This is a genomic window from Rahnella laticis (assembly GCF_015644585.1).
Lineage (GTDB): Bacteria > Pseudomonadota > Gammaproteobacteria > Enterobacterales > Enterobacteriaceae > Rahnella > Rahnella laticis.
Genome location: NZ_JADOBI010000007.1, coordinates 39014 through 58617, shown reverse-complemented (window position 1 = coordinate 58617; position 19604 = coordinate 39014). Strand labels below are relative to the sequence as shown.

At 55.6% G+C, this 19604-nt stretch carries 18 protein-coding genes; 7 read left to right on the top strand and 11 right to left on the bottom strand.

Translation table 11 applies throughout. The features are described from left to right. Positions 1-166 precede the first annotated feature (166 nt). On the top strand, positions 167-1072 hold the full coding sequence (locus IV433_RS16410; RefSeq protein ID WP_195815150.1) for a LysR family transcriptional regulator: 906 nt from the start codon (positions 167-169) through the stop codon (positions 1070-1072). Positions 1073-1075: 3 nt separating this feature from the next. Here the strand turns inward: IV433_RS16410 and IV433_RS16405 are convergent, their stop codons facing one another. Then, positions 1076-1402, bottom strand: a complete 327-nt coding sequence (locus tag IV433_RS16405) for a YnfA family protein (protein WP_152326211.1) — start codon at positions 1400-1402, stop codon at positions 1076-1078. A gap of 134 nt (positions 1403-1536) precedes the next feature. Between IV433_RS16405 and IV433_RS16400 the strand changes: the two genes are divergently transcribed. Beyond that, on the top strand, positions 1537-1893 hold the full coding sequence (locus tag IV433_RS16400; protein ID WP_195815151.1) for a DUF1283 family protein: 357 nt from the start codon (positions 1537-1539) through the stop codon (positions 1891-1893). Between the two features lie 110 nt (positions 1894-2003). Continuing rightward, a complete protein-coding gene (locus IV433_RS16395; protein ID WP_195815152.1) occupies positions 2004-2300 on the top strand; it encodes a DUF1161 domain-containing protein in 297 nt (98 codons plus the stop codon). A 625-nt stretch (positions 2301-2925) separates the two neighbouring features. Here the strand turns inward: IV433_RS16395 and malI are convergent. Beyond that, positions 2926-3957 carry a Mal regulon transcriptional regulator MalI gene (gene malI / locus IV433_RS16390; RefSeq protein WP_152326208.1) on the bottom strand — a complete coding sequence of 344 codons (1032 nt, stop codon included), beginning with the start codon at positions 3955-3957 and terminating at the stop codon, positions 2926-2928. A gap of 256 nt (positions 3958-4213) precedes the next feature. On the opposite strand from malI, the gene malX reads away from it, so the two are divergent. The 3 genes from malX (at position 4214) to add (ending at position 8211) form a co-directional block, all read left to right on the top strand. Next, complete coding sequence (gene malX, locus IV433_RS16385) at positions 4214-5827, top strand: maltose/glucose-specific PTS transporter subunit IIBC (protein WP_195815153.1); 1614 nt, start codon at positions 4214-4216, stop codon at positions 5825-5827. 60 nt (positions 5828-5887) lie between these two features. Next, positions 5888-7075 carry a MalY/PatB family protein gene (locus IV433_RS16380; protein WP_195815154.1) on the top strand — a complete coding sequence of 396 codons (1188 nt, stop codon included), beginning with the start codon at positions 5888-5890 and terminating at the stop codon, positions 7073-7075. A 137-nt stretch (positions 7076-7212) separates the two neighbouring features. After that, a complete protein-coding gene (add, locus tag IV433_RS16375; protein ID WP_195815155.1) occupies positions 7213-8211 on the top strand; it encodes an adenosine deaminase in 999 nt (332 codons plus the stop codon). 75 nt (positions 8212-8286) lie between these two features. Here add and IV433_RS16370 read toward each other — a convergent pair whose 3' ends face one another. The 9 genes from IV433_RS16370 to argH form a co-directional block, all read right to left on the bottom strand. After that, positions 8287-9297, bottom strand: a complete 1011-nt coding sequence (locus tag IV433_RS16370) for a bile acid:sodium symporter family protein (protein ID WP_165057505.1) — start codon at positions 9295-9297, stop codon at positions 8287-8289. 51 nt (positions 9298-9348) lie between these two features. Further along, entirely contained in the window at positions 9349-10392 is a 1044-nt protein-coding gene (locus tag IV433_RS16365; protein WP_195815156.1) for an oxidoreductase, read from the bottom strand. Between the two features lie 791 nt (positions 10393-11183). Next, positions 11184-12539: an MmgE/PrpD family protein gene (locus IV433_RS16360; protein WP_195815157.1), complete on the bottom strand. Its 1356-nt coding sequence runs from the start codon at positions 12537-12539 to the stop codon at positions 11184-11186. Beyond that, positions 12532-13434, bottom strand: a complete 903-nt coding sequence (locus tag IV433_RS16355) for a polysaccharide deacetylase family protein (protein WP_195815158.1) — start codon at positions 13432-13434, stop codon at positions 12532-12534. The genes IV433_RS16360 and IV433_RS16355 overlap by 8 nt, the downstream gene beginning before the upstream one ends. After that, the gene (locus tag IV433_RS16350) at positions 13427-14284 is read right to left on the bottom strand and encodes a polysaccharide deacetylase family protein (RefSeq protein WP_195815159.1); all 858 of its coding nucleotides are present in this window, start codon (positions 14282-14284) and stop codon (positions 13427-13429) included. Before IV433_RS16350 ends, IV433_RS16355 begins: the two co-directional genes overlap by 8 nt. Before the next feature lie 21 nt (positions 14285-14305). Next, complete coding sequence (locus IV433_RS16345) at positions 14306-15127, bottom strand: ABC transporter substrate-binding protein (RefSeq protein ID WP_195815160.1); 822 nt, start codon at positions 15125-15127, stop codon at positions 14306-14308. A 38-nt stretch (positions 15128-15165) separates the two neighbouring features. Beyond that, positions 15166-15930 (bottom strand): amino acid ABC transporter ATP-binding protein, encoded by a 765-nt coding sequence (locus IV433_RS16340; RefSeq protein ID WP_195815161.1) that lies wholly within the window; start codon positions 15928-15930, stop codon positions 15166-15168. Between the two features lie 11 nt (positions 15931-15941). Beyond that, positions 15942-16814: an amino acid ABC transporter permease gene (locus IV433_RS16335; RefSeq protein WP_195815162.1), complete on the bottom strand. Its 873-nt coding sequence runs from the start codon at positions 16812-16814 to the stop codon at positions 15942-15944. A gap of 37 nt (positions 16815-16851) precedes the next feature. Continuing rightward, positions 16852-18279, bottom strand: coding sequence for an argininosuccinate lyase (gene argH / locus IV433_RS16330; protein ID WP_195815163.1), 1428 nt, complete (start codon positions 18277-18279; stop codon positions 16852-16854). 186 nt (positions 18280-18465) lie between these two features. Here argH and IV433_RS16325 point away from each other — a divergent pair, with 186 nt between their 5' ends. Next, entirely contained in the window at positions 18466-19446 is a 981-nt protein-coding gene (locus IV433_RS16325; protein WP_195815164.1) for a LysR family transcriptional regulator, read from the top strand. The last annotated feature ends 158 nt before the right edge of the window (positions 19447-19604 follow it).

Genomic DNA, 19604 nt, shown 5'->3' with positions numbered 1-19604 from the left:
TTTTGACGAACCCTGTCATTACCCTTTTGACCTCTTTTGTGCAGAGATTTGCACATAAAACAATCTGAGGTGATTGTTTACAAAGGCCATCGCACAATCTAGGAAAAATGAGTGATGCAGTCCATAATAGATATCTCACTTATTCACTGCATAAATTAGTACACCTATGTCACCCTTCTCCCGTTTTTCGCAATATTTTACCGAAGTCGCCCGAACAGGAAGTTTGCGCAAAGCGGCAGAAGCGCTGCACGTCTCCGCTTCGGCCATTAACCGGCAGATTTTACAGGCCGAACAGACGCTGGAAACGCCGCTGTTTGAGCGCCTGCCGACCGGCCTGAAACTGACGTCCGCCGGTGAGATTTTGTTCGATGATATCCGCCGCTGGCGGAAAGAATTTTCCCGTACCCGCGAACGCTTTGATGAAATTCAGGGTTTGCGGCGCGGGCACGTCACCATTTCCATTATCGCGGCGCTCAGTGAAGGAATTATGGCCCAGCTGATTGCCGAAGTCGGCGCTGAACATCCTTACCTCACGTTTGATATCCGCATTGAAGACAGCCGGAATATCAGTGAACAAGTCAGTTCGGCGGAAGTGGATTTTGGCCTGCTGCTTGACCCTATCGAGCATACCGGGCTGGAAGTGCAGGCGTTTGCGGAATTGCCGATTGGCATCGCGATGCCGGTCGGGCATGAACTCTCAAAGCAGGAATCGCTGTCGTTCAGCGATATCGCGGCTTACCGGCAGATTATTCCGTCAGAACCGCTGATGGTGAACGCCCGCGCAAAGCTGCTGTACAACCGTTATCAGCTGCTGGATACGCCGTCGATTGTCTGTAATGACGTGCGTATGATGCGCGAACTTATCCGCAAAGGGGCTGGCGTGGGTGTGCTGAGTTTGCTCGACGTATTGCCCGATTTGCAGGAAAACCGGCTGGCGTTTGTGCCCTTGCAAGGGCGCAGCGCCAAACCGCTGACGCTCGCGCTGTGCGTTGCGCCCCGCCGTCAGCTTTCCCGCGCCGCGCAGATTGTGATTCAGAAAGTGATCGTGATGATGGAAAAACTGTCGCAGTAACCGTTATGCCGCTTTCCAGCCAGAAATGATAATCAGCATCCCGGCCAGCGCCACACAGGCTCCGAGCCAGTCGGTGGTGCTGAGTTTCACGCCATCGACAAACCGCAGCCACAACATCGCCGTCATCACATAGACTCCGCCGTACGCCGCATAGACCCTGCCGCTGGCTGCCGGATGCAGCGTCAGCAACCAGACAAACGCCGCCAGGCTCAGCGCCGCCGGGAAAAGCAGCAGCCAGCTGCCGCCTTTGCGCAGCCAGAGATATGGCAGAAAACAGCCGATGATTTCCGCCAGCGCGGTCGCAAAGAACAGTAAAGTCGTTTTGAGCATGTGAATCGCCAGGTTTACAGTCGTAAGTTAAACATGAATTCAACCCGTTAGCAGGCTTTGGGTGACGTGACTCAGGGTGATGTTATAATTGAAAGTATTCGCCTGAGCGATGTGTAAATTAAAAGGATTAGCTAATGAATACAACGTTTTTACGCCATTTACTGCCTGTTGCGCTGCTTGTTATGACAGCAAGCTGGCAGGCACCTGCGCTGGCAGCCACCAACTGTGCGGGCGGAACCTGTGTCTTTGGCGGCAGCGGCAATGACGCCATGTCCAACGAAGAAGCGCGCCAGAGCAAAGAGCAGTGGAACGAAACCCAGCGTCTGCGGGCTTTGAAAAACCAGCGCGCTGAGAAAGATTATTCCAAGTACGATAATTCTGTGGATCTGCGTGATAAATGCAACGCCAGCCAGAATATCAACGCGTACTGGGAAGATAACACCCAGCGCTGCCTCGACCGCCGCACCGGCCGTCAGCTGATGGCACCGTGATACCGTAATAAAATCTTTCCGCCCTTTTCCTGCCCGACAGCGGCAAACTTTGCTGCTGTCTCTATCTGCTAAACTCATTAATACACTGTTTCTCATAAAAGGAATGAATGATGAAAAAGACACTCTTAGCTGGCCTTGCGGTCATGATGTTAGCGCCGCTGGCGGTTCAGGCTGCCACCTGTGAAAGCGTGAAAGCGGATATCACCCAGAAAATCGTCGCCAACGGTTTGCCGGAATCCGGCTTTAAGCTCGACATCGTCCCGAACGATCAGGTTGATCAGGCCGGTGGCCAGGTTGTGGGTCATTGCGGGAATGATACGCAGAAGATTATCTATACGAAGACCGCTGGCGCGGATGATGCGACAGCAGCGAGTCCTAAGACGGGGACAAGCCAGGATTCTCAGTGATGCAGACCGGCATCACGCTCGGTAATATTTTGTGGCAACCCAGGTCAAGACCTTGGGTTGCCACCCAAACCGGCTTCAAGGGGCGCCTATCGCCGCACCCCTTGAAAATCCCGGGCTCTTAAACTGCGCGCTGCCGCTCGCTGGCTATGTTTCAGCAACTCCTGCTAGTGCCGCAAACTCCGCCGCTGCGCGGTCCTCTCATTTCGGATTCGAACCAGCGAGAAAAAAAGACTCTCGCAGTTTCTCACCACTCACTCGACGTCGTTTTGAAAGCGGCCATAGACTTTCTAATTCGCAACCTCACTGCGGATTGCTACTTAAAAATGCCGTTGAATTTAGATAAGCCCCAAGCCGCTTTCAGAAAGCTTGCCGAACGAAGTGTTTCGAGACCAATGGCTCGAAACCGAGTAAGGGAACCGCGTAGCGGCAAGTTTTCGCGGCAATCACTATTGTGTCTGAAACATAGCCAGCGAGCGGCAGCGCGCAGTTAAAAAAGCGCAGAGTCCAGAGACCCGCGCGTTACCGGGTCTTTGGTCGGTGTGGGCCGACGCCCACGACTTTGAAATTGAATTTGAACTTGAGCTTGAGCTTGAACTTGAATTTGTCACCTTTCTCAAAGGTGCTCTCAGGCCGACTCCCTCTCTACCAGCCCCGGTGGCACAATAATATTCTGTGCTTCGAGATTCTGCCCCCCGATCCTCAGCAATAACCGTCTTGCCGTCGCATGACCAATCTCCCGCGCGGAGTTCGCGATTGACGTCAGCGGCGGTTCGGTGAGTTCAGATTCAGGGGCATCTTCCATGCCGATAAGGGCCACTTTTTGCTGGAAGAAACTGTCGACCGCCCCGCCGCCGACTTCCGCGCCGGTGCGCAAAACGCCGAAATAAGCGCCGAGCGCGACGGACGATTTATGGCAGACGATGGCGCTGATTTTCGGATAATGGGTCAGCAGCGTTTCGGCGGCGTCGGCGGCGCATTTCTGCTGGTAATCGCACTCGATAATCCATTCGCTGCGAAACGGCAGGCCGTACTGCACGAGCGTGGCGCAGAAACCGCCGAGGCGTTCGGCGCGGGTTAACGAATTACTCAGGCCGCCGAGGTAAGCGATTTGTTTGTGGCCGTGACGGATAAGATATTCGGTGGCCATTTTGGCGGCGAGCATATTGTCCGGGCGGACAACATCGACGCCTTCAATACCACCGGAACGCGCGGCGCAAATCAGCGGAACGCCCTGTTCATCGGCCTTTTCTTTCAGGCCGGAAATAGAACTGGTGCCACCGGCGATGACAATGCCGTCAACGCCGTGGGTCAGCAAAGTGTCGAAACAGCGCATCAGACCTTTGCCTGACGGACCACTTTGCAGCAGAAATAATACTTTGCCCTGCGCTTCAAACATCTCGCTGAGACCGGCGGTCATTTCCGCATAAAACGGCTCGCAGATGTCACGCACAATCAACCCGACCACGCCGGACTCACCGCCGCGCAACGTGCTGGCCTGCCGGTTACGCACAAAACCCAGTTCATCCACCGCACGGTTTACCCGCTCAGCCGTACTCAGGGAAATGCGCCCTTTGCCGCTGAGCACCAGCGAAACCGTGGTGACAGAAACACCGGCGTGCTGCGCAACATCGATAATCGTAATTTTTTTATGATTCATCAGGCTATGTCGTTCATTCCAGACTCCATGAAGCGGGATTATGACCCGTTCGTCGGACTTAAGCGTTTAAATCAGTAATGCGGTCAAACAGTTATACCCGACTCGTCAGATTGAGTAAAACGTTAAACCTCCATTTCACCCTGATGGTGCAGCAATCTTCCAATATTGTGAGTTCCGACACGTATTGTTTTGGTAAAACGTTTTATCTTAGCCACCATTACCACACAGCCAACACCAAACCACTCAGGGAGCAGTCATGCCTGCAAATAAAAAACAAAAAGTCACACTTTGGGAATTCTTCCAAAGCCTTGGTAAAACCTTCATGTTGCCCGTCGCATTGTTGTCATTCTGCGGCATCATGCTGGGCATCGGCAGCTCATTAAGCAGCCACGATGTCGTTACATTACTGCCTGCACTGGGCAATCCTGTTCTTCAGCTGATTTTCGTGTGGATGAGCAAAGTCGGCTCATTTGCCTTCAGCTTCCTGCCGGTCATGTTCGCCATCGCTATCCCGCTGGGTATGGCGCGTGAGAACAAAGGCGTTGCCGCCTTCTCCGGTTTTGTCGGTTTTGCCGTGCTGAACCTGGCCATCAACTTCTACCTGACCGCCAACGGCACCCTGCCAACGGTTGATCCGCTGGTACTGAAAGCCAACAACATCCAGATGATCCTCGGTATCCAGTCTATCGACACCGGTATTCTGGGCGCGGTGATCGTGGGTATCATCGTGTACATCCTGCACGAGCGTTACAACACCATCCGCCTGCCGGATGCGCTGGCATTCTTCGGCGGTACGCGTTTTGTGCCGATCTTCACCACCGTCGTGCTCGGTTTAGTCGGTCTGCTGATCCCGTTAATCTGGCCATTCTTCGCCGCCGGGATTAACGGTCTGGGCCGTCTGATTCAGGGCGCAGGCGTTTTCGGGCCGATGATTTTCGGTTCCGGCGAACGCCTGCTGTTACCGTTCGGTCTGCACCACATTCTGGTTGCGCTGATCCGTTTCACCGAAGCCGGTGGCACAATGGACGTCTGTGGCCGCGAAGTCAGCGGTGCCCTGACTATCTTCCAGGCGCAACTTTCCTGCCCGACCACGCACGGTTTCTCTGAAAGCGCGACACAGTTCCTGTCTCAGGGCAAAATGCCTGCATTCCTCGGGGGTTTACCGGGTGCTGCGCTGGCGATGTACCACTGCGCGAAACCTGAAAACCGTCATAAAATTAAAGGTCTGCTGATTTCCGGTGTGGTCGCTTGTGTTGTCGGCGGAACCACTGAACCGATCGAATTCCTGTTCCTGTTCGTTGCGCCGGTTCTGTATGTGATCCACGCAATCCTGACCGGTCTGGGCTTCACCATTATGTCGGTACTGGGCGTCACCATCGGGAATACCGACGGTAACATCATCGATTTCGTGGTCTTCGGTATCCTGCACGGCACAGCCACCAAGTGGTATCTGGTGCCGGTGGTGGCAGCAATCTGGTTCGCGGCTTACTACGTAATCTTCCGCTTCTCCATCACGCGCTTTAATATCAAAACGCCGGGTCGTGAATCTGAAAGTACGCCAGCCGCCGCGGCCGTGCCGTCTTCCAGCAAATCCGGTTACAACGTACCGGTGATCTTAAGCGCACTGGGCGGCGCCGCTAACATCGTTTCACTCGATAACTGCATCACCCGTCTGCGTCTTTCCGTGGCAGATATGTCGCTGGTTGACGATGCGACGCTGAAAGCCAACCGTGCAATTGGCGTGGTTCATCTCAACGAACACAACCTGCAAGTGGTGATCGGCCCTCAGGTGCAGTCGGTGAAAGATGAGCTGGATTACCTTATCCGTGAGGCAGCTAATCAGCCCGCGCCCGAACCGGCGATGGTGTAAACACTGAATCCACAGGGCGACTTCGTGTCGCCCTTTTCTGCTTTCTTCAGGGAGTGAAAAATGTCCTCAGCTTCTTTTGATTTCTCCACCGTCGTTGATCGTCACGGAACCTGGTGTACTCAGTGGGATTACGTCGCCGACCGTTTTGGCCGTGATGATTTACTGCCATTTACCATTTCAGACATGGATTTCGCCACCGCGCCGTGCATTCTGGACGCGCTGCAAAAACGCCTGCAACACGGCGTGCTTGGCTACAGCCGCTGGCATCATGACGATTTTCTCGGTGCCGTTGAACACTGGTATCAGCAGCGATTTAACAGCCAGATTGACCGCGACTGGGTGGTGTATGGCCCGTCGGTGATTTACATGGTGGCGCAACTTATCCGCCAGTGGAGCCAGCCGGGTGACGGCGTGGTGACGTTTACCCCGGCCTACGACGCGTTCTTTAAAGTGGTTGATGGCAATGAGCGCAACCTGCTGGCCTGCCCGCTGATTAAACACGGCAACGACTGGTCGCTGGATGCCGAAAATCTGGAAAGCCTGCTGGCACAACCGGACTGTTCGCTGCTGTTGCTGTGCAGCCCGCACAATCCGACCGGCAAGGTCTGGACGCGCGAAGAACTGACGCTGATTGCAGCACTTTGCGAGCGCCACAGCGTGCGGGTGATCAGCGATGAAATCCACATGGATATGGTCTGGGGCGGGAACCCACATACGCCGTGGAATGAGGTGGCGCGCGGTGAATGGGCGCTGCTGACGTCCGGCTCGAAAAGTTTCAATATCCCTGCGCTGACCGGCGCGTACGGTTTTATCAGCCATAAAACGCCGCGTGATGCGTATCTGCATCAGCTGAAAGCCTGCGACGGTTTATCCTCTCCGGCGGTACTGGCGGTGCATGCGCACGTCGCGGCGTATCACGCGGGCGAACCGTGGCTGGACGCGTTGCGCGACTACTTGCAGGGAAATCTGCACTATGTGGCGGAACAGCTGAACGCCGCGTTCCCGCAGCTGAACTGGCAACCTCCGCAGTCCACATATCTGGCCTGGATTGATTTGCGTGCGCTAAACATCGACGACAAACTGCTGCAAAAAGAGCTGATCGAACATCAGAAAGTCGCGATCATGCCGGGCTACACTTATGGCACGGAAGGCGAAGGCTTCCTGCGCCTCAACGTCGGTTGTCCGCGTACAAAAGTAGAAGCCGGTGTTCAGGCGTTAATTCGCGCGATTAATACCCTGCTGCCGTAACGTTCAGGAATTTTCCGTTTCGCTCCTTCCTTGTACAGGGGAAGGAGCTTTCTCCTGCCGTTGCGCAACAACGTTTTCTTATCCCCCGATCTGACGTTATAATGCCCCGCACATTTCAATAATAACGAGTGCACCCCATGATCGACACACGCCTTCCCCTGACCGACATTCACCGCCACCTTGATGGCAACATCCGCGCTCAAACGATTCTCGATTTAGGCCGCCAGTTTAACCTGACGTTACCTGCCAGTGAACTTGAAGCCCTGCGCCCGCATGTGCAGGTGATGCACGCGGAACCCGATCTGGTGAGCTTTTTACAAAAACTGGACTGGGGCGTCAAAGTGCTGGGCGACCTCGACGCCTGCCGCCGTATTGCTAAAGAAAACGTTGAAGATGCGGCCAAAGCCGGTCTGCATTACACCGAGCTGCGTTTCTCCCCTTACTACATGGCGATGAACCACAAACTGCCGGTCGCAGGCGTGGTGGAAGCCGTGATCGAAGGCATCCGTGAAGGCCAGAAAAGTCACGATATCGATGTGCGTCTGATTGGTATTCTGAGCCGTACTTTCGGTGAAGATGCGTGTCTGCAAGAGCTGGAAGGTTTGCTGGCGCACCGCGACGGCATTACCGCGCTGGATCTGGCCGGTGATGAACTCGGTTTCCCGGGCAGCCTGTTCCTCAGCCACTTTAACCGTGCGCGCGACGCAGGCTGGCGCATTACCGTTCACGCCGGTGAAGCCGCAGGCCCGGAAAGCATCTGGCAGGCAATTCGTGAGCTGGGTGCAGAGCGTATCGGCCACGGCGTGAAAGCCGCGCAAGACCCGGCGCTGATGAATTTCCTGGCGAAGCACCAGATTGGGATTGAATCCTGCCTGACGTCGAATATTCAGACCAGCACGGTCTCATCGTTTGAACAGCATCCGCTGGCAACTTTCCTGCGCCACGGCGTTCTGGCGTCAATCAATACTGACGACCCGGCCGTTCAGGGCATCGAAATTGCCAACGAATACAACGTTGCCGCGCCAGCCGCTGGTCTGACTCAGAATGAAATCCGCAAAGCGCAGGAAAATGGTCTGACGATGGCCTTCCTGACCGGCGCAGAAAAACAGGCGATTCGCGATAAAGTGTCTGCGTAACGTTTTCTGAGCACCAGATTATGAGCACAAAAAAGGGCGGGATGAATTCCCGCCCTTTTCTTTTCAATCAGCCCGTTATGCTGATTTGATTTCTTCTTTCACGGCCAGTTTCGCCGCCTCTTCACGCGCAACCCGTTTCGCGTAACGCGACGCCAGAACCGCGCACACCATCAGCTGGATCTGATGGAAAATCATCAGTGGCAGCACCATCGCGCCCACCGCTGACGCCGGGAACAGCACGTTCGCCATCGGAATACCGTTCGCCAGACTCTTCTTAGAACCACAGAAGACAATGGTGATTTCGTCTTTGGTATTGAAACCAAACAGCCGCGCAACAAACGTATTGATAATCAGCACAATGGTCAGCAGCACAATCGAACAACCCAGCACCGCCAGCAGAGACCAGCCATCAATCTGATGCCAGATACCTTCCACCACTGCCGCGCTGAACGCCACGTACACCACCAGAAGAATCGATGAACGGTCTGTAATATTCACGATCTTCTTATGACGCTGCACCCAGCCGCCAATCAGAGGACGACACAAATGCCCGATGATAAACGGCACCATCAGTTGCAAAACAATCGAACCGATCGCGTGCAGCGTATCGCTGGTTCCGCCCTGCGTATGCATCAGCAACCCCACCAGCACCGGCGATAAAAACACGCCGAGAATACTGGACGCCGACGCGCTGCAAATCGCCGCCGGGATATTCCCGCCCGCCACCGACGTATAGGCAATCGCCGACTGCACGGTAGCCGGCAGCGCACACAGATACAGAAAACCGTAATACAGCGTGGGTGTCAGAATCCCGACCGGCACCAGCCATTTCATGCCCAGCCCCAGCAGCGGGAACAGCGCAAACGTGCTGAGGAAAACCACAACATGCAAACGCCAGTGGCCGATCCCCGCCATAATCGCCTCACGCGAGAGCTTCGCGCCGTGCATGAAAAACAGCAGCGCGATGGCAGCGGTGGTCAGATGTTCGAAAATCGTCTTATAGATCCCTTCACAAGGGAAAAACGACGCGACCACGACCACACAAATCAGAATCAGCAAAAATTTATCGATTTTTAACCAGGACATGAACCTTCCTTGCCAGTTGAACGAGTAAAAGTGAATCGGTTTAACGGCGGCTTATTTTTTTACTTTCAGCGTCGCCTGTTGTTCTGAAGATTGCATGCCCAGCTCAATCATTTCCATTACGCGGATAGCGTCTGACGCCGGAACCGGATTTTCGCCGTTGCCGTTAATTGCATCGCGCACACCGGCGTAATACGCAGGATAGTTCCCCGGAATGGTCAGCAGGGATTTCTCTGCCAGCACACCGTCGTGGCTCAGCGTGATCACGCCGTCACGTTTGTCGTATCCCCAGTCTTCCTGCGGCAGACGTTCGCCCGCTTTCAGACGATCTTCCTGGGGATCCAGACCAAATTTCACGTAGCTGCCGGTTTCGCCCTGAACGATAAAGCGGGCCGTTTCTGCCACGGCGTACACGGTGCTGTGCAACACCACGCGACGGCGCGGATACGTCAGCACGGCATTGAAATAATCCACGGCTTTACCGCCCGGACGCAGCACTGCCAGGTCAGCCTGTAACGAATCCGGCGAACCAAATAATTGCAGCGCCTGATCCAGCAGATGCGAACCTAAGTCGTACCAGATGCCGCTGCCCTGCGCATCGCTTTCACGCCAGCGCGCAAGCACCTGCGGTTTGTAGCGATCGTAATGGGATTCGAAATACACGATTTCGCCCAGCGAACCCTCTTCGATCAATGCCTTCACGGTCTGGAAATCAGAATCCCAGCGACGGTTGTGGAACACAGAAAGCACTTTGCCTTTTTCACGCGCCAGCGCGTCCAGCTCGCGGGCTTCTTCGAGCGTCACGGTAAACGGTTTATCGACAACAACGTGTTTACCGGCTTCCAGCGCCAGCTTCGCCAGCGGGAAATGCGTAGTGTTTGGCGTAGGGATCACCACCAGATCGATAGACGGATCGGCGAGAAGCTTCTCCGGGGAATCAACAACCGTGACATTTGGCCAGTCGGCATGGACTTTTGCGGCGTCACTGCTCGACACCACCGCCAGCTCAAGGCCCGGCGTGCCGTCAATCAAAGGTGAATGGAAAGTTTTACTGGCGAAGCCATAGCCGATCAGGCCAACGCGGAGAGTCTGGGACATGGGATTTTCCTCTGTTTAACGGTCTTGCCCGTCAGGACGCTAATCACCTGATTTGACACCAGCTTACAGAGCGGGACAAGTAAAAATTTGGTTCGGGCCAACAGGGCAGAACCTTGGGTTGCCACCCAAACGGGCCTTAAGGAGCGCCTGTCGCCGCGCCCCTTAAGAATCCCGGGCTCTTTAACTGCGCGCTATCGCTGGCTGGCACTGTTTCAGCCACCACAATTATTGCCGCGAAAACTTGCCGCTACGCGGTTCCTTCATTTCGGTCTTCGAGCCCACGGTCTCGAAACACTCACTCAGCAAGCTTTCTGAAAGCGGCCACTGGCTATGCCATTCTGCAAGCTTTTATGAGCGGCTGGTTTGCTCCTCCCCCTGCGAAGGGGGAGGCTGGGAGGGGGTTTTGCAAACAACTCAGCTTTAAAGTTGCCATTTCGAACCCCATCCCGTCCTTCCCCTTGCCAAGGGGAAGGAGCAAATCAAAACCAGCCTGCATGTATCTTCCGAATTACATAGCCTGTAGCCGCTTTCAAAACGACGTTGAGTGAGGAGTGAGAAACGGCGAGAGTCTTTTTTCGAGCAGGTTCGAACCCGAGGCGAAAGAACCGCGCAGCGGCGGCGTTTGCGGCAATAGCTGCGGCAGCTGAAACATACTTTACAAGCGACAGCGCGCAGTTAAAAAGCGCGGGTGTCCAGAGGGCGCGCGCGTTAACGCGCCCTTTGGGCCAGTTTGGGCGGCGAGCCCAAGGTCTTAAAGTTGAACTCGAAATTTTCCAATTTCAACTCCCCCCTCACCGCCCAAACACCCCCTGCACATCAGGCAAATTCTCCATCTCCATCCCGCTGCTCCAGATCCTCCCGGCACCCGCCACTGAAATCACCCGGGTCGCCAGCGACATAAACTTCTCCTTAAGCTGCTCATCCGACACCGGATTTCCCGGCGCGCCCAGCGCGACATCTACACGCAAGGTTTTTGATTCGCCGGTTCGGGTGAAAATCGTGACATCCGGCTCGCCGTCGGAACTCATCGTGGCATCTTCCGTCAGCACGATCCGGGTAATCATCGCCAGCAAATCCGGGGCCTGCCGTTGTGCTGCGCCGTAAGCGTCCAGCCCGGCGTGGCCGAAAACGACACGCGCCGCAATGGCGTAACGCAGGCTCATCTGCGCCGCCGCCAGCGTGGCGATTTCATTATCTCCGCACATGCCGTTGAGGAACGGGCACAAACGGACGACGATTTTTTCGATATCACCGGCGGTCGCGTGCATTTCCTCAAGCAAAATGCCGGTCGCGTCGATGGCGGAATGCGTACCACGGCACGAGGCGTAAGGCTTGATGGAACAACGCTCCAGCTTCCAGATTTCACCCAGATTTGCCGTCAGCATTTCGGGCATTGCGCTTGGCGGTGCCAGCGTTGAGAGGAATCCGCCCCACTTATCTTCGAATAACTGCGCAGGCCCGCTGATACCCTGCCGGGCGCTGAGCGCGGCGAGTACTCCGCCTTCTGCGGCGCGGCCTGCGTGCAATTTTTTGCTCTGTGAACCGTCATGGATAAACGCCCACAGGCCGCCGCTGAAACTGCCGGAAATGCCCAGTGCTGAGCTGATCTGCCCTGCGCTCAGGCCGAGAACTTTCCCCGCGGCCGCCGCTGCGCCAAATACGCCGCAGGTTGACGTGGAATGCCAGCCCGCACGGTTATGCGGAGAATAGCCGCCGCAGGCTTCCAGCACGCGGCGCGCCACGTCGTAACCAATAACGACTGCCGTGATAAACGCTTTGCCGCTGACCGGTTGCGGGCACAGCGGCAACACCGCCAGCAAGGCGGGAATGACCACCGCGCCGGAATGATCGCAGCCGCCGGTGTCATCGAGTTCCAGCGCGTGCGCCGCCACGCCGTTGAGCAGCGCAGCGTTGCGCGCGGACGTCAGCTCGCGGTAGCCCCAGACCGGCGAAAGCGGCAGTGCGCCTTCGCCGAGGATCATCGCGGCCACATCTTTCGCCACGTCGCTGGTGGCGCCCACCAGCCCCGCGCCAATCGTATCGAGAATATGCCTTTTGGTACGTTCCACCAGCCGTGGCGGCAAATCGTCGAAATGGGTATTCACCACAAATTCGCTCAGAACTTGCTGCTGCGAAATCTTACTCATGGCTGACTCCCGGCGCGGTGTGTTGCATCCAGATCTGCGCCGGATGGGACGCCTCGTTTTGCAGCTGATTCTGTGACCACCAGTCGGCCACCTCGCTGGCGCTGGCGACCCAGACATCCGGTTTTGACGTGATGTAGTCCAGGAGTTCAGCCAGCACGCCAATGCGTCCGGCGGTGCCGATCACTTCCGGATGCAGCCGCAGCACATAGCACAGGCCAAAACGGTAGAAACCGTCGAAATCCATCTTCATGTTGCCCAGCGTCTGGCTGTAGGACGCAATACGTGACTGCGCCGGGGGCACCGCCGGGCTGAGGTTAAAGGCGAAATACGGCTCGTCTTCCATCTCATAATGCAGTGGTAATTCCACCAGCCGCGACGGCAAGCCATCCTGCATGGGCTGGAAATACGGCAAATCATCGCCGCGCCAGCCGGAGGTCCAGCTGAAACCTTCATCCGTCAGCACATCCGCAAAACCCGGTGCCCAGTTTCCTGCGGGCAGACGGAAACCGCGCGGCACCTTGCCGGTCAGGGCTTTTAGCGCCGCTTTGCCCCGTTGCAGACTGTCAGTTTGCTGCGCCAGCGTCAGCCCGTCGAAATGCGCAAATTCATAGCCACAGGTCGCCAGCTCGTGACCGGCGCGGTCGATTTCGCGGATCTTCTCCGGGTTTTCGTCCGCCACAATGCCCGGCACACACCAGGCGCTGCGCAGTTTTTTTTCATCCAGCAGCGCCAGCAAACGGTCAATGCCGCGCAGCGTGCCGTATCGCCAGACCGACAGCGTTTTTTCGCGGCCAGCTACGGCGGGAACCTGGCTGAGAATGCCGTGAATATCGTTGAAATCCACAGTGATAATCACCGCGCAGCGATAGCCCTGCGGCCAGTTTTGATTAGTCATTGGCGTGCTCCTGCATCCACCAGTGCGCCACGTCGCGGCAGCGCGCAAACCACACATCGTCACGCGCTTTAAGGTGGCTGAAAAATTGATCAAGCAGCATGATGCGCCCCGGTTTTCCGCTGATTTTCGGATGGAACAACGTCGTCAGGCTCAGCCCTTCATTCATCGCGCCGTCGTATTCACGGCACCAGTTGTCGAGCGTCAGCGCGTAACTGGCGGTGCGATCCAGACCCGACGGGAAATTCGGCTCGCGGGTGTAGGCCAGAGACGCGTAATCGTCCATTTCCCAGCGGCCGGGGATTTCCACCAGCGGGCGCTCATGGCCGGGCACGGTGATCAGATAAGGCCGGTCGTCGCCGCGCATACTGCTGGAATACGTCACGCCCGCGTCGAGCAGCATCGCCGGTGTTTCCTTGTGCCAGTCGCCGGACGGTGTGCGGAAACCTTCGGCGCGTATCCCTAACACCTGCCAGAAAATCTCGCGGGATTTCTCCATCACCCAGCGCTGTTTTTCGGCGCTGATGGCGTAAAAAGACTCATGACGATAACCGTGATACGCCACTTCATGGCCGTGTTCGACAATCGCCTGACACTGTTTCGGCCAGTTTTCCACCACCCACGCGGGAATGAAAAACGTCGCCGGAAGCTGATGTTCACTGAGCAAATCGAGGATCCGCCCCAGCGCCCGGTAAGGGCCGTAAGCACCGAAGGTAAAGTAATCCGCTTTCTGCCAGATTGTGCCGTTAAGCATCGCGTCGCCGGTCGGGCCGTCGAGATCAAACGCCAGCGCCATGCAGCCGCGTTTGCCTTCCGGCCATAGACTGGCCGAGTGTTGTGCTGAAATCGTCATGAGTCGGTCCGTTACCTGAGGTTATTTGCCTTTATTGATGGTGACTTCCTGAATTGCACCATCCTGCAGGCCCCATTTGGTGAGGATTTTCAGATACGTACCATCGGCAATCATGCCGGTCAGCGCGCCTTTCACCGCGTCAATCAGCGGCTGATCGTCTTTGCTGATCCCCATGCCGGTGACCTGATACGCAAAAGCTTTGCCCAGCGGTTTATAGGTGTCTTTTTCCAGATTCATGATGTACGGCAAAGTTTCGCTGCCCTGCACCACGCCTTCGATTCGCCCCTGACGCAGCTGGGTACGCGCATCCGCCGTGCCTTCCGCGCCAATCACCACGATGGACGGTTTGCCTGCCGGAACGCAGTTTGCTTCGCTCCAGGCGGCGATTTCAGCCGGGAAAGTGGTGCGGCGGCTGGTGCCGACTTTCTTGCCACAGAGATCTGACATGGTGTTGATTTCTTTGTGCGCGACGGTGGTGTAGAACTGCGGTCCGCTGTTGTAGTAATCGACAAATGTGGCGATATCCTGGCGGGGTTTGGTGTCAGTCATGCCGGAAAGGATCATGTCCACGCGATGCGTGGCGACGGCGTTCACCATCTGTTCGAAGCCGATTTCCTGCCAGCTGATTTTGCGGTTCAGGCGTTTGCCGAGTTCCATACCCAGATCGTAATCCATCCCGGTCAGCTGGCCGGTGGCCGGATCTTTGAATTCCAGCGGCGGATAGTTCGGCATCATCGCCACTTTGATTTCGTCTTTTTGTTTCAGCTCAGCGGCGCTGGCGACAGAAACCGCGCCCTGCAACAGAACAGCCGCAGTAATAAGGGACAACAGTGTTTTTTTCATGAAGGCATTCCCATAGTCAAAAGTTAACGGCAAACGGGTCAAATGAGGACGGCAGAGATAAAGTTCTGCGTCCGCGGGTTTTGTGGATTAAGCAAAATGTCTTCCGGATTACCACTTTCTATAATTCCGCCCTCATCCATGAAGACCACGCGGTTAGCGACTTCCCGCGCGAAACCTAATTCATGCGTGACCACAATCATCGTCATCCCTTCAGCGGCAAGGCCGCGCATCACCGCCAGCACTTCGCCGACCATTTCCGGATCGAGTGCTGACGTCGGTTCATCAAACAGCATCACTTTGGGTTTCATCGCCAGCGCACGGGCAATCGCCACGCGCTGTTGCTGACCACCGGAAAGCTCCAGCGGATACGCATCGCGCTTATGCGCCAGCCCGACGCGTTCGAGCAGCACCATGGCTTCCTGCGTGGCTTCTTTCACCGGCCGCAGCAGAACCTGACACGGCCCTTCGATAATGTTTTCCAGCGCGGTTTTGTCCGGGAACAGATTGAAACGCTGAAAGACCATGCCGGTTTTCAGCCGCTGGCGGGCAATCTGCCGGTCATTGAGCGGATAAAGTTTCTTGCCGTCCATGCGGTAACCGACCAGTTCGTCATCCACCCAGACGCCGCCGCTGTCGATGCGCTCAAGCTGATTAATGCAGCGCAGAAACGTACTTTTCCCCGAGCCTGACGGCCCGATGATGCACATCACTTCGCCGTGTTTAACCTCAAGATTGATGTTTTTCAGCGCCTGAAACTGGTCAAAGTACTTATTGACGTTGACGGCTTTGATAATACTTTTCATGGTCTCGCTCCTCAGTGGCTGGTGCGGCGGCGGGTGCCACGGCCGAAATAGCGTTCCAGACGGTTCTGCCCGAGCGACAACACCGTCACCACCACCAGGTACCAGATACCGGCGACAAACAGCAGTTCCATCACCCGCGCATTGGCGAAGTAAATGGTCTGCGCGTTATAAAGCACTTCGGAATACTGGATCATGCTCGCCAGACTGGTGGTCTTCACCATGCTGATGAATTCATTGCCGATAGGCGGAATAATCACCCGCATCGCCTGCGGCAAAATGATCCGCCGCAGCGCATGCAGACGCGTCATGCCGATGGACTTCGCCGCCTCGTACTGCCCGAGATCGACCGAAATCAGCCCGGCGCGCACCACTTCCGAGGTGTACGCGCCCTGATTAATGCTCAGGCCAAGCAGCGCGGCAGTGAATGGCGTCATGATGTCCACGGTCTGAATGCTGAACAGGCCGGGAATGGAAATGGTCGGGAAAATCAGTGCCAGGTTAAACCACAGCAACAGCTGTAGAATCAGTGGCGTACCGCGAAAAATCCACGTATAGCCCATCGCCACGCTGCGCAGCACCGGGTTTTGCGACATGCGCATCACCGCGATAATCACCCCGAACACAATCCCCAGCGCCATCGCCAGCACCGACATCACAATGGTGTTGCCCAGCCCGAACAAAATCGCTTTGGCGGTCAGAAACTGCGCCACGTACTGCCATTCGATTTTGCCGTGCGCAAAGGCGTTCACCAGCAAGGCCAGCAGCACCAGGATCACAACCGAGGCAAAAATCCGGCCGTAATAACGCTGCGGCACGTAGTGGTATTCGCTGAGATCGATATCAGCGGTTTTCACATTTTCAGACGTCTTTTGATACAAAGTCATTCGCCGCTCCCCGCGAGGTGTAGAAGTTATGCAGACGTTATAAAGACAGGCCGGTGTACGCCGTTGCCCAGGCCGACTGCCCGGCCAGACGCACTTTCAACCGTTCAATCTGCTCGGCCACGCGCACCGGAGACGTACCGCCCCAGCCGCTGCGGGCATTCACCGCGGCTTCTAACGTCAGGCAATCGCGCACGTCAGCGTTCAGACGCGGATCTACAGCCAGCAGCTGTGCGTCGCTGAGTTCATGCAGCGCCAGATTGTGTTGCTCGCAAACCTGCACCAGCTGGCCGGTGATTTCGTGCGCTTCCTTAAACGGCACGCCGCGGCGGGAAAGCCAGTCCGCCACTTCGGTCGCCAGCGTGAAACCTTCCGGTGCCTGTTCGCGCAGCCGTTCAACGTTCACCTTCATGGTGTCGATCATTCCGGCCATTGCAGGCAGCACCAGCAACAGTTGATCAACGGTGTCCATCGCATTACGTTTGTCTTCAATCAGGTCGCGGTTATACGAAAGCGGCAGCCCTTTCATGGTGGTGAGCATCGCCGTCACGTTGCCAATCAGACGGCCACTTTTGCCCCGGGTCAGCTCGGCAATATCAGGGTTTTTCTTCTGCGGCATGATGGAACTGCCGGTGGCGTAACCGTCGTCAAGCTCGACCCAGCGGAACTGGCGCGACGCCCACAGGCAAACTTCTTCGCAAATGCGCGATAAGTTGACGCTCAGCATGCTGCCGGCAAACAGAAATTCAGCGACGTGGTCACGGCTGGCAACGGCGTCAATGGAGTTTTCACAGGCACCGTCGTAGCCCAGATCTTTGGCGGATAATTCCGGGTGCATCGCGATGGCAGAACCGGCCATCGCCGCCGCCCCGAGCGGGGAAAGTGCGCAGCGTTTATCCCAGTCACGCAGGCGTTCAACGTCGCGGTAAAACGACTGCGCATGCGCCATCAGCTGATGACCAAACACAATCGGCTGCGCCTGTTGCAGATGCGTAAAACCGGGTGCGAGGGTATGGATATGCTGTTCAGCCTGTTTGATCAGCGCGGTTTGTAATTCCAGCAGCGCCACCACGATTTTGCGGGTGTTATCGCGCAGATACAGACGCAAATCGTTGGCGGTCTGGTCATTACGGGAACGTCCGGCGCGCAGTTTGCCGCCAAGTGCGCCCAGCCGTTCGGTCAGGCTGCGTTCGATAAACGTATGCACGTCTTCATCGCCCTGAACCGGCGTCACGGTTCCGGCGCGAAAATCGGCGGCCAGTTGCTCAATGGCCTCAACCATCTGCCGGGTTTCATTCTCGTCAAGTAAACCGGCGCGCTTTAATTCATAAGCGTGTGCGCGGCACCCTTCCAGATCATATTCAGCAAGTGAAAAATAATATTCCGGGCTGCGCGATAAGGCGCTTAACGCCGCGGCTGGCCCGTGTTTGAAGCGGGCTCCCCAAAGAAGTTCTGGCTGCTGGGACATGATCGTTTCCTTTTATGGCATAGATGTTGCAAACCTGAATCCAGCGTATTGTCTGACGGCGTTGAAATAAATTTCAGCCGGCAGCATTTCGAATGACACTGAACAATCTGGGCTTACAGCGTAATAACGAGTGAGGCTAAGTGAATTTGATGTTGTAGATTTTTAGAGCGGGGGTAAATATTTATTATGGAAAGTCCACTTTCCAAATCAGGAAACACGTCACCCGCGAAAAGTGATATTAACCAGCACAGCCTTGGCGTCGCAGATTTAAAACTTTTGCGCGTGTTTAAAACCGTGGTAGAGGCCGGTGGATTTACCGCCGCCTGTAATGAACTGAATATTGGCCTGGCGGCAATCAGCAAACAAATATCGGATCTGGAGATCCGCTTCGGGATGAAACTTTGCACGCGCGGGCGTGAGGGGTTTTATTTAACCGAACACGGAAAAGTCGCCTATCAGGCTTGTCTGGATTTATTCTCTTCCATCAACCTCTTTCGCGACAAACTCAATCATGCCCGCCACGAACTGTTCGGCGAACTGAACATCGGCATTATCGACAACACCATCACGGATCCGCAATCGCCCGTCGTCTGTGGCTTAGGCGAGGTTTACCGTCAGGCGCCAAAGGTGAACATCCGCCTGCACGCCACCCAGCTCGATGAGATTGAACGCGGCGTGATTGATGGCCGTTTTACCTGCGGCATCATGCCTGTCTATCAGGAGAAACCGGAATTTGATTACTTTTTCCTGTATCACGAAATGACCTATCTTTATTGTGGCGATAAACACCCGTTCTTCTCCGTTCCGGCTCAGGAAATTAAAGAATCACAAATCAAATCCTCGCAAATGGTGAATCACTTTTACGCCAATCACAGTAAGAAAAATATCTTCTCCGACGTCACAACGCCGCACGCCATCGCCGTACAGGTCGAAGCAGTCACCATGTTACTGATGACCGGTAATTATCTCGGTTTTTTACCGGAACATTATGCCAGTGCGTTCATGGGCGGAAATAAACTCAAAGCCCTGATGCCGGATAATATTGAAATAGCCACCCCGTTCAGCCTGGTAGTAAAAAAAGGCGCACCGTTTAATTCCGTGCTGAATTTATTCTTTAGCGCCCTCAAACAGGCACTCATTCCCCGGCCTGAAGCGAAAGCCAGCTGATTCGATTAAGCGGGAATATTGCCGGTTCCGTCGTCTTGTGCACCGGCGCAGAGCAATGAAAGTCATATTGTGGTGCAGGTTATCACTTTTAATTATAAATTCGTTTACCTCCTTCTCATTAATTATCCAAAAATGTATAACATCAATGCCCTGCCTGA

Coding starts and splice junctions, on each gene's coding strand:
- IV433_RS16410 (WP_195815150.1), top strand. CDS start 167: ATGTCACCCTTCTCCCGTTTTTCGCAATATTTTACCGAAGTCGCCCGA.
- IV433_RS16405 (WP_152326211.1), bottom strand. CDS start 1,402: ATGCTCAAAACGACTTTACTGTTCTTTGCGACCGCGCTGGCGGAAATC.
- IV433_RS16400 (WP_195815151.1), top strand. CDS start 1,537: ATGAATACAACGTTTTTACGCCATTTACTGCCTGTTGCGCTGCTTGTT.
- IV433_RS16395 (WP_195815152.1), top strand. CDS start 2,004: ATGAAAAAGACACTCTTAGCTGGCCTTGCGGTCATGATGTTAGCGCCG.
- malI (WP_152326208.1), bottom strand. CDS start 3,957: ATGAATCATAAAAAAATTACGATTATCGATGTTGCGCAGCACGCCGGT.
- malX (WP_195815153.1), top strand. CDS start 4,214: ATGCCTGCAAATAAAAAACAAAAAGTCACACTTTGGGAATTCTTCCAA.
- IV433_RS16380 (WP_195815154.1), top strand. CDS start 5,888: ATGTCCTCAGCTTCTTTTGATTTCTCCACCGTCGTTGATCGTCACGGA.
- add (WP_195815155.1), top strand. CDS start 7,213: ATGATCGACACACGCCTTCCCCTGACCGACATTCACCGCCACCTTGAT.
- IV433_RS16370 (WP_165057505.1), bottom strand. CDS start 9,297: ATGTCCTGGTTAAAAATCGATAAATTTTTGCTGATTCTGATTTGTGTG.
- IV433_RS16365 (WP_195815156.1), bottom strand. CDS start 10,392: ATGTCCCAGACTCTCCGCGTTGGCCTGATCGGCTATGGCTTCGCCAGT.
- IV433_RS16360 (WP_195815157.1), bottom strand. CDS start 12,539: ATGAGTAAGATTTCGCAGCAGCAAGTTCTGAGCGAATTTGTGGTGAAT.
- IV433_RS16355 (WP_195815158.1), bottom strand. CDS start 13,434: ATGACTAATCAAAACTGGCCGCAGGGCTATCGCTGCGCGGTGATTATC.
- IV433_RS16350 (WP_195815159.1), bottom strand. CDS start 14,284: ATGACGATTTCAGCACAACACTCGGCCAGTCTATGGCCGGAAGGCAAA.
- IV433_RS16345 (WP_195815160.1), bottom strand. CDS start 15,127: ATGAAAAAAACACTGTTGTCCCTTATTACTGCGGCTGTTCTGTTGCAG.
- IV433_RS16340 (WP_195815161.1), bottom strand. CDS start 15,930: ATGAAAAGTATTATCAAAGCCGTCAACGTCAATAAGTACTTTGACCAG.
- IV433_RS16335 (WP_195815162.1), bottom strand. CDS start 16,814: ATGACTTTGTATCAAAAGACGTCTGAAAATGTGAAAACCGCTGATATC.
- argH (WP_195815163.1), bottom strand. CDS start 18,279: ATGTCCCAGCAGCCAGAACTTCTTTGGGGAGCCCGCTTCAAACACGGG.
- IV433_RS16325 (WP_195815164.1), top strand. CDS start 18,466: ATGGAAAGTCCACTTTCCAAATCAGGAAACACGTCACCCGCGAAAAGT.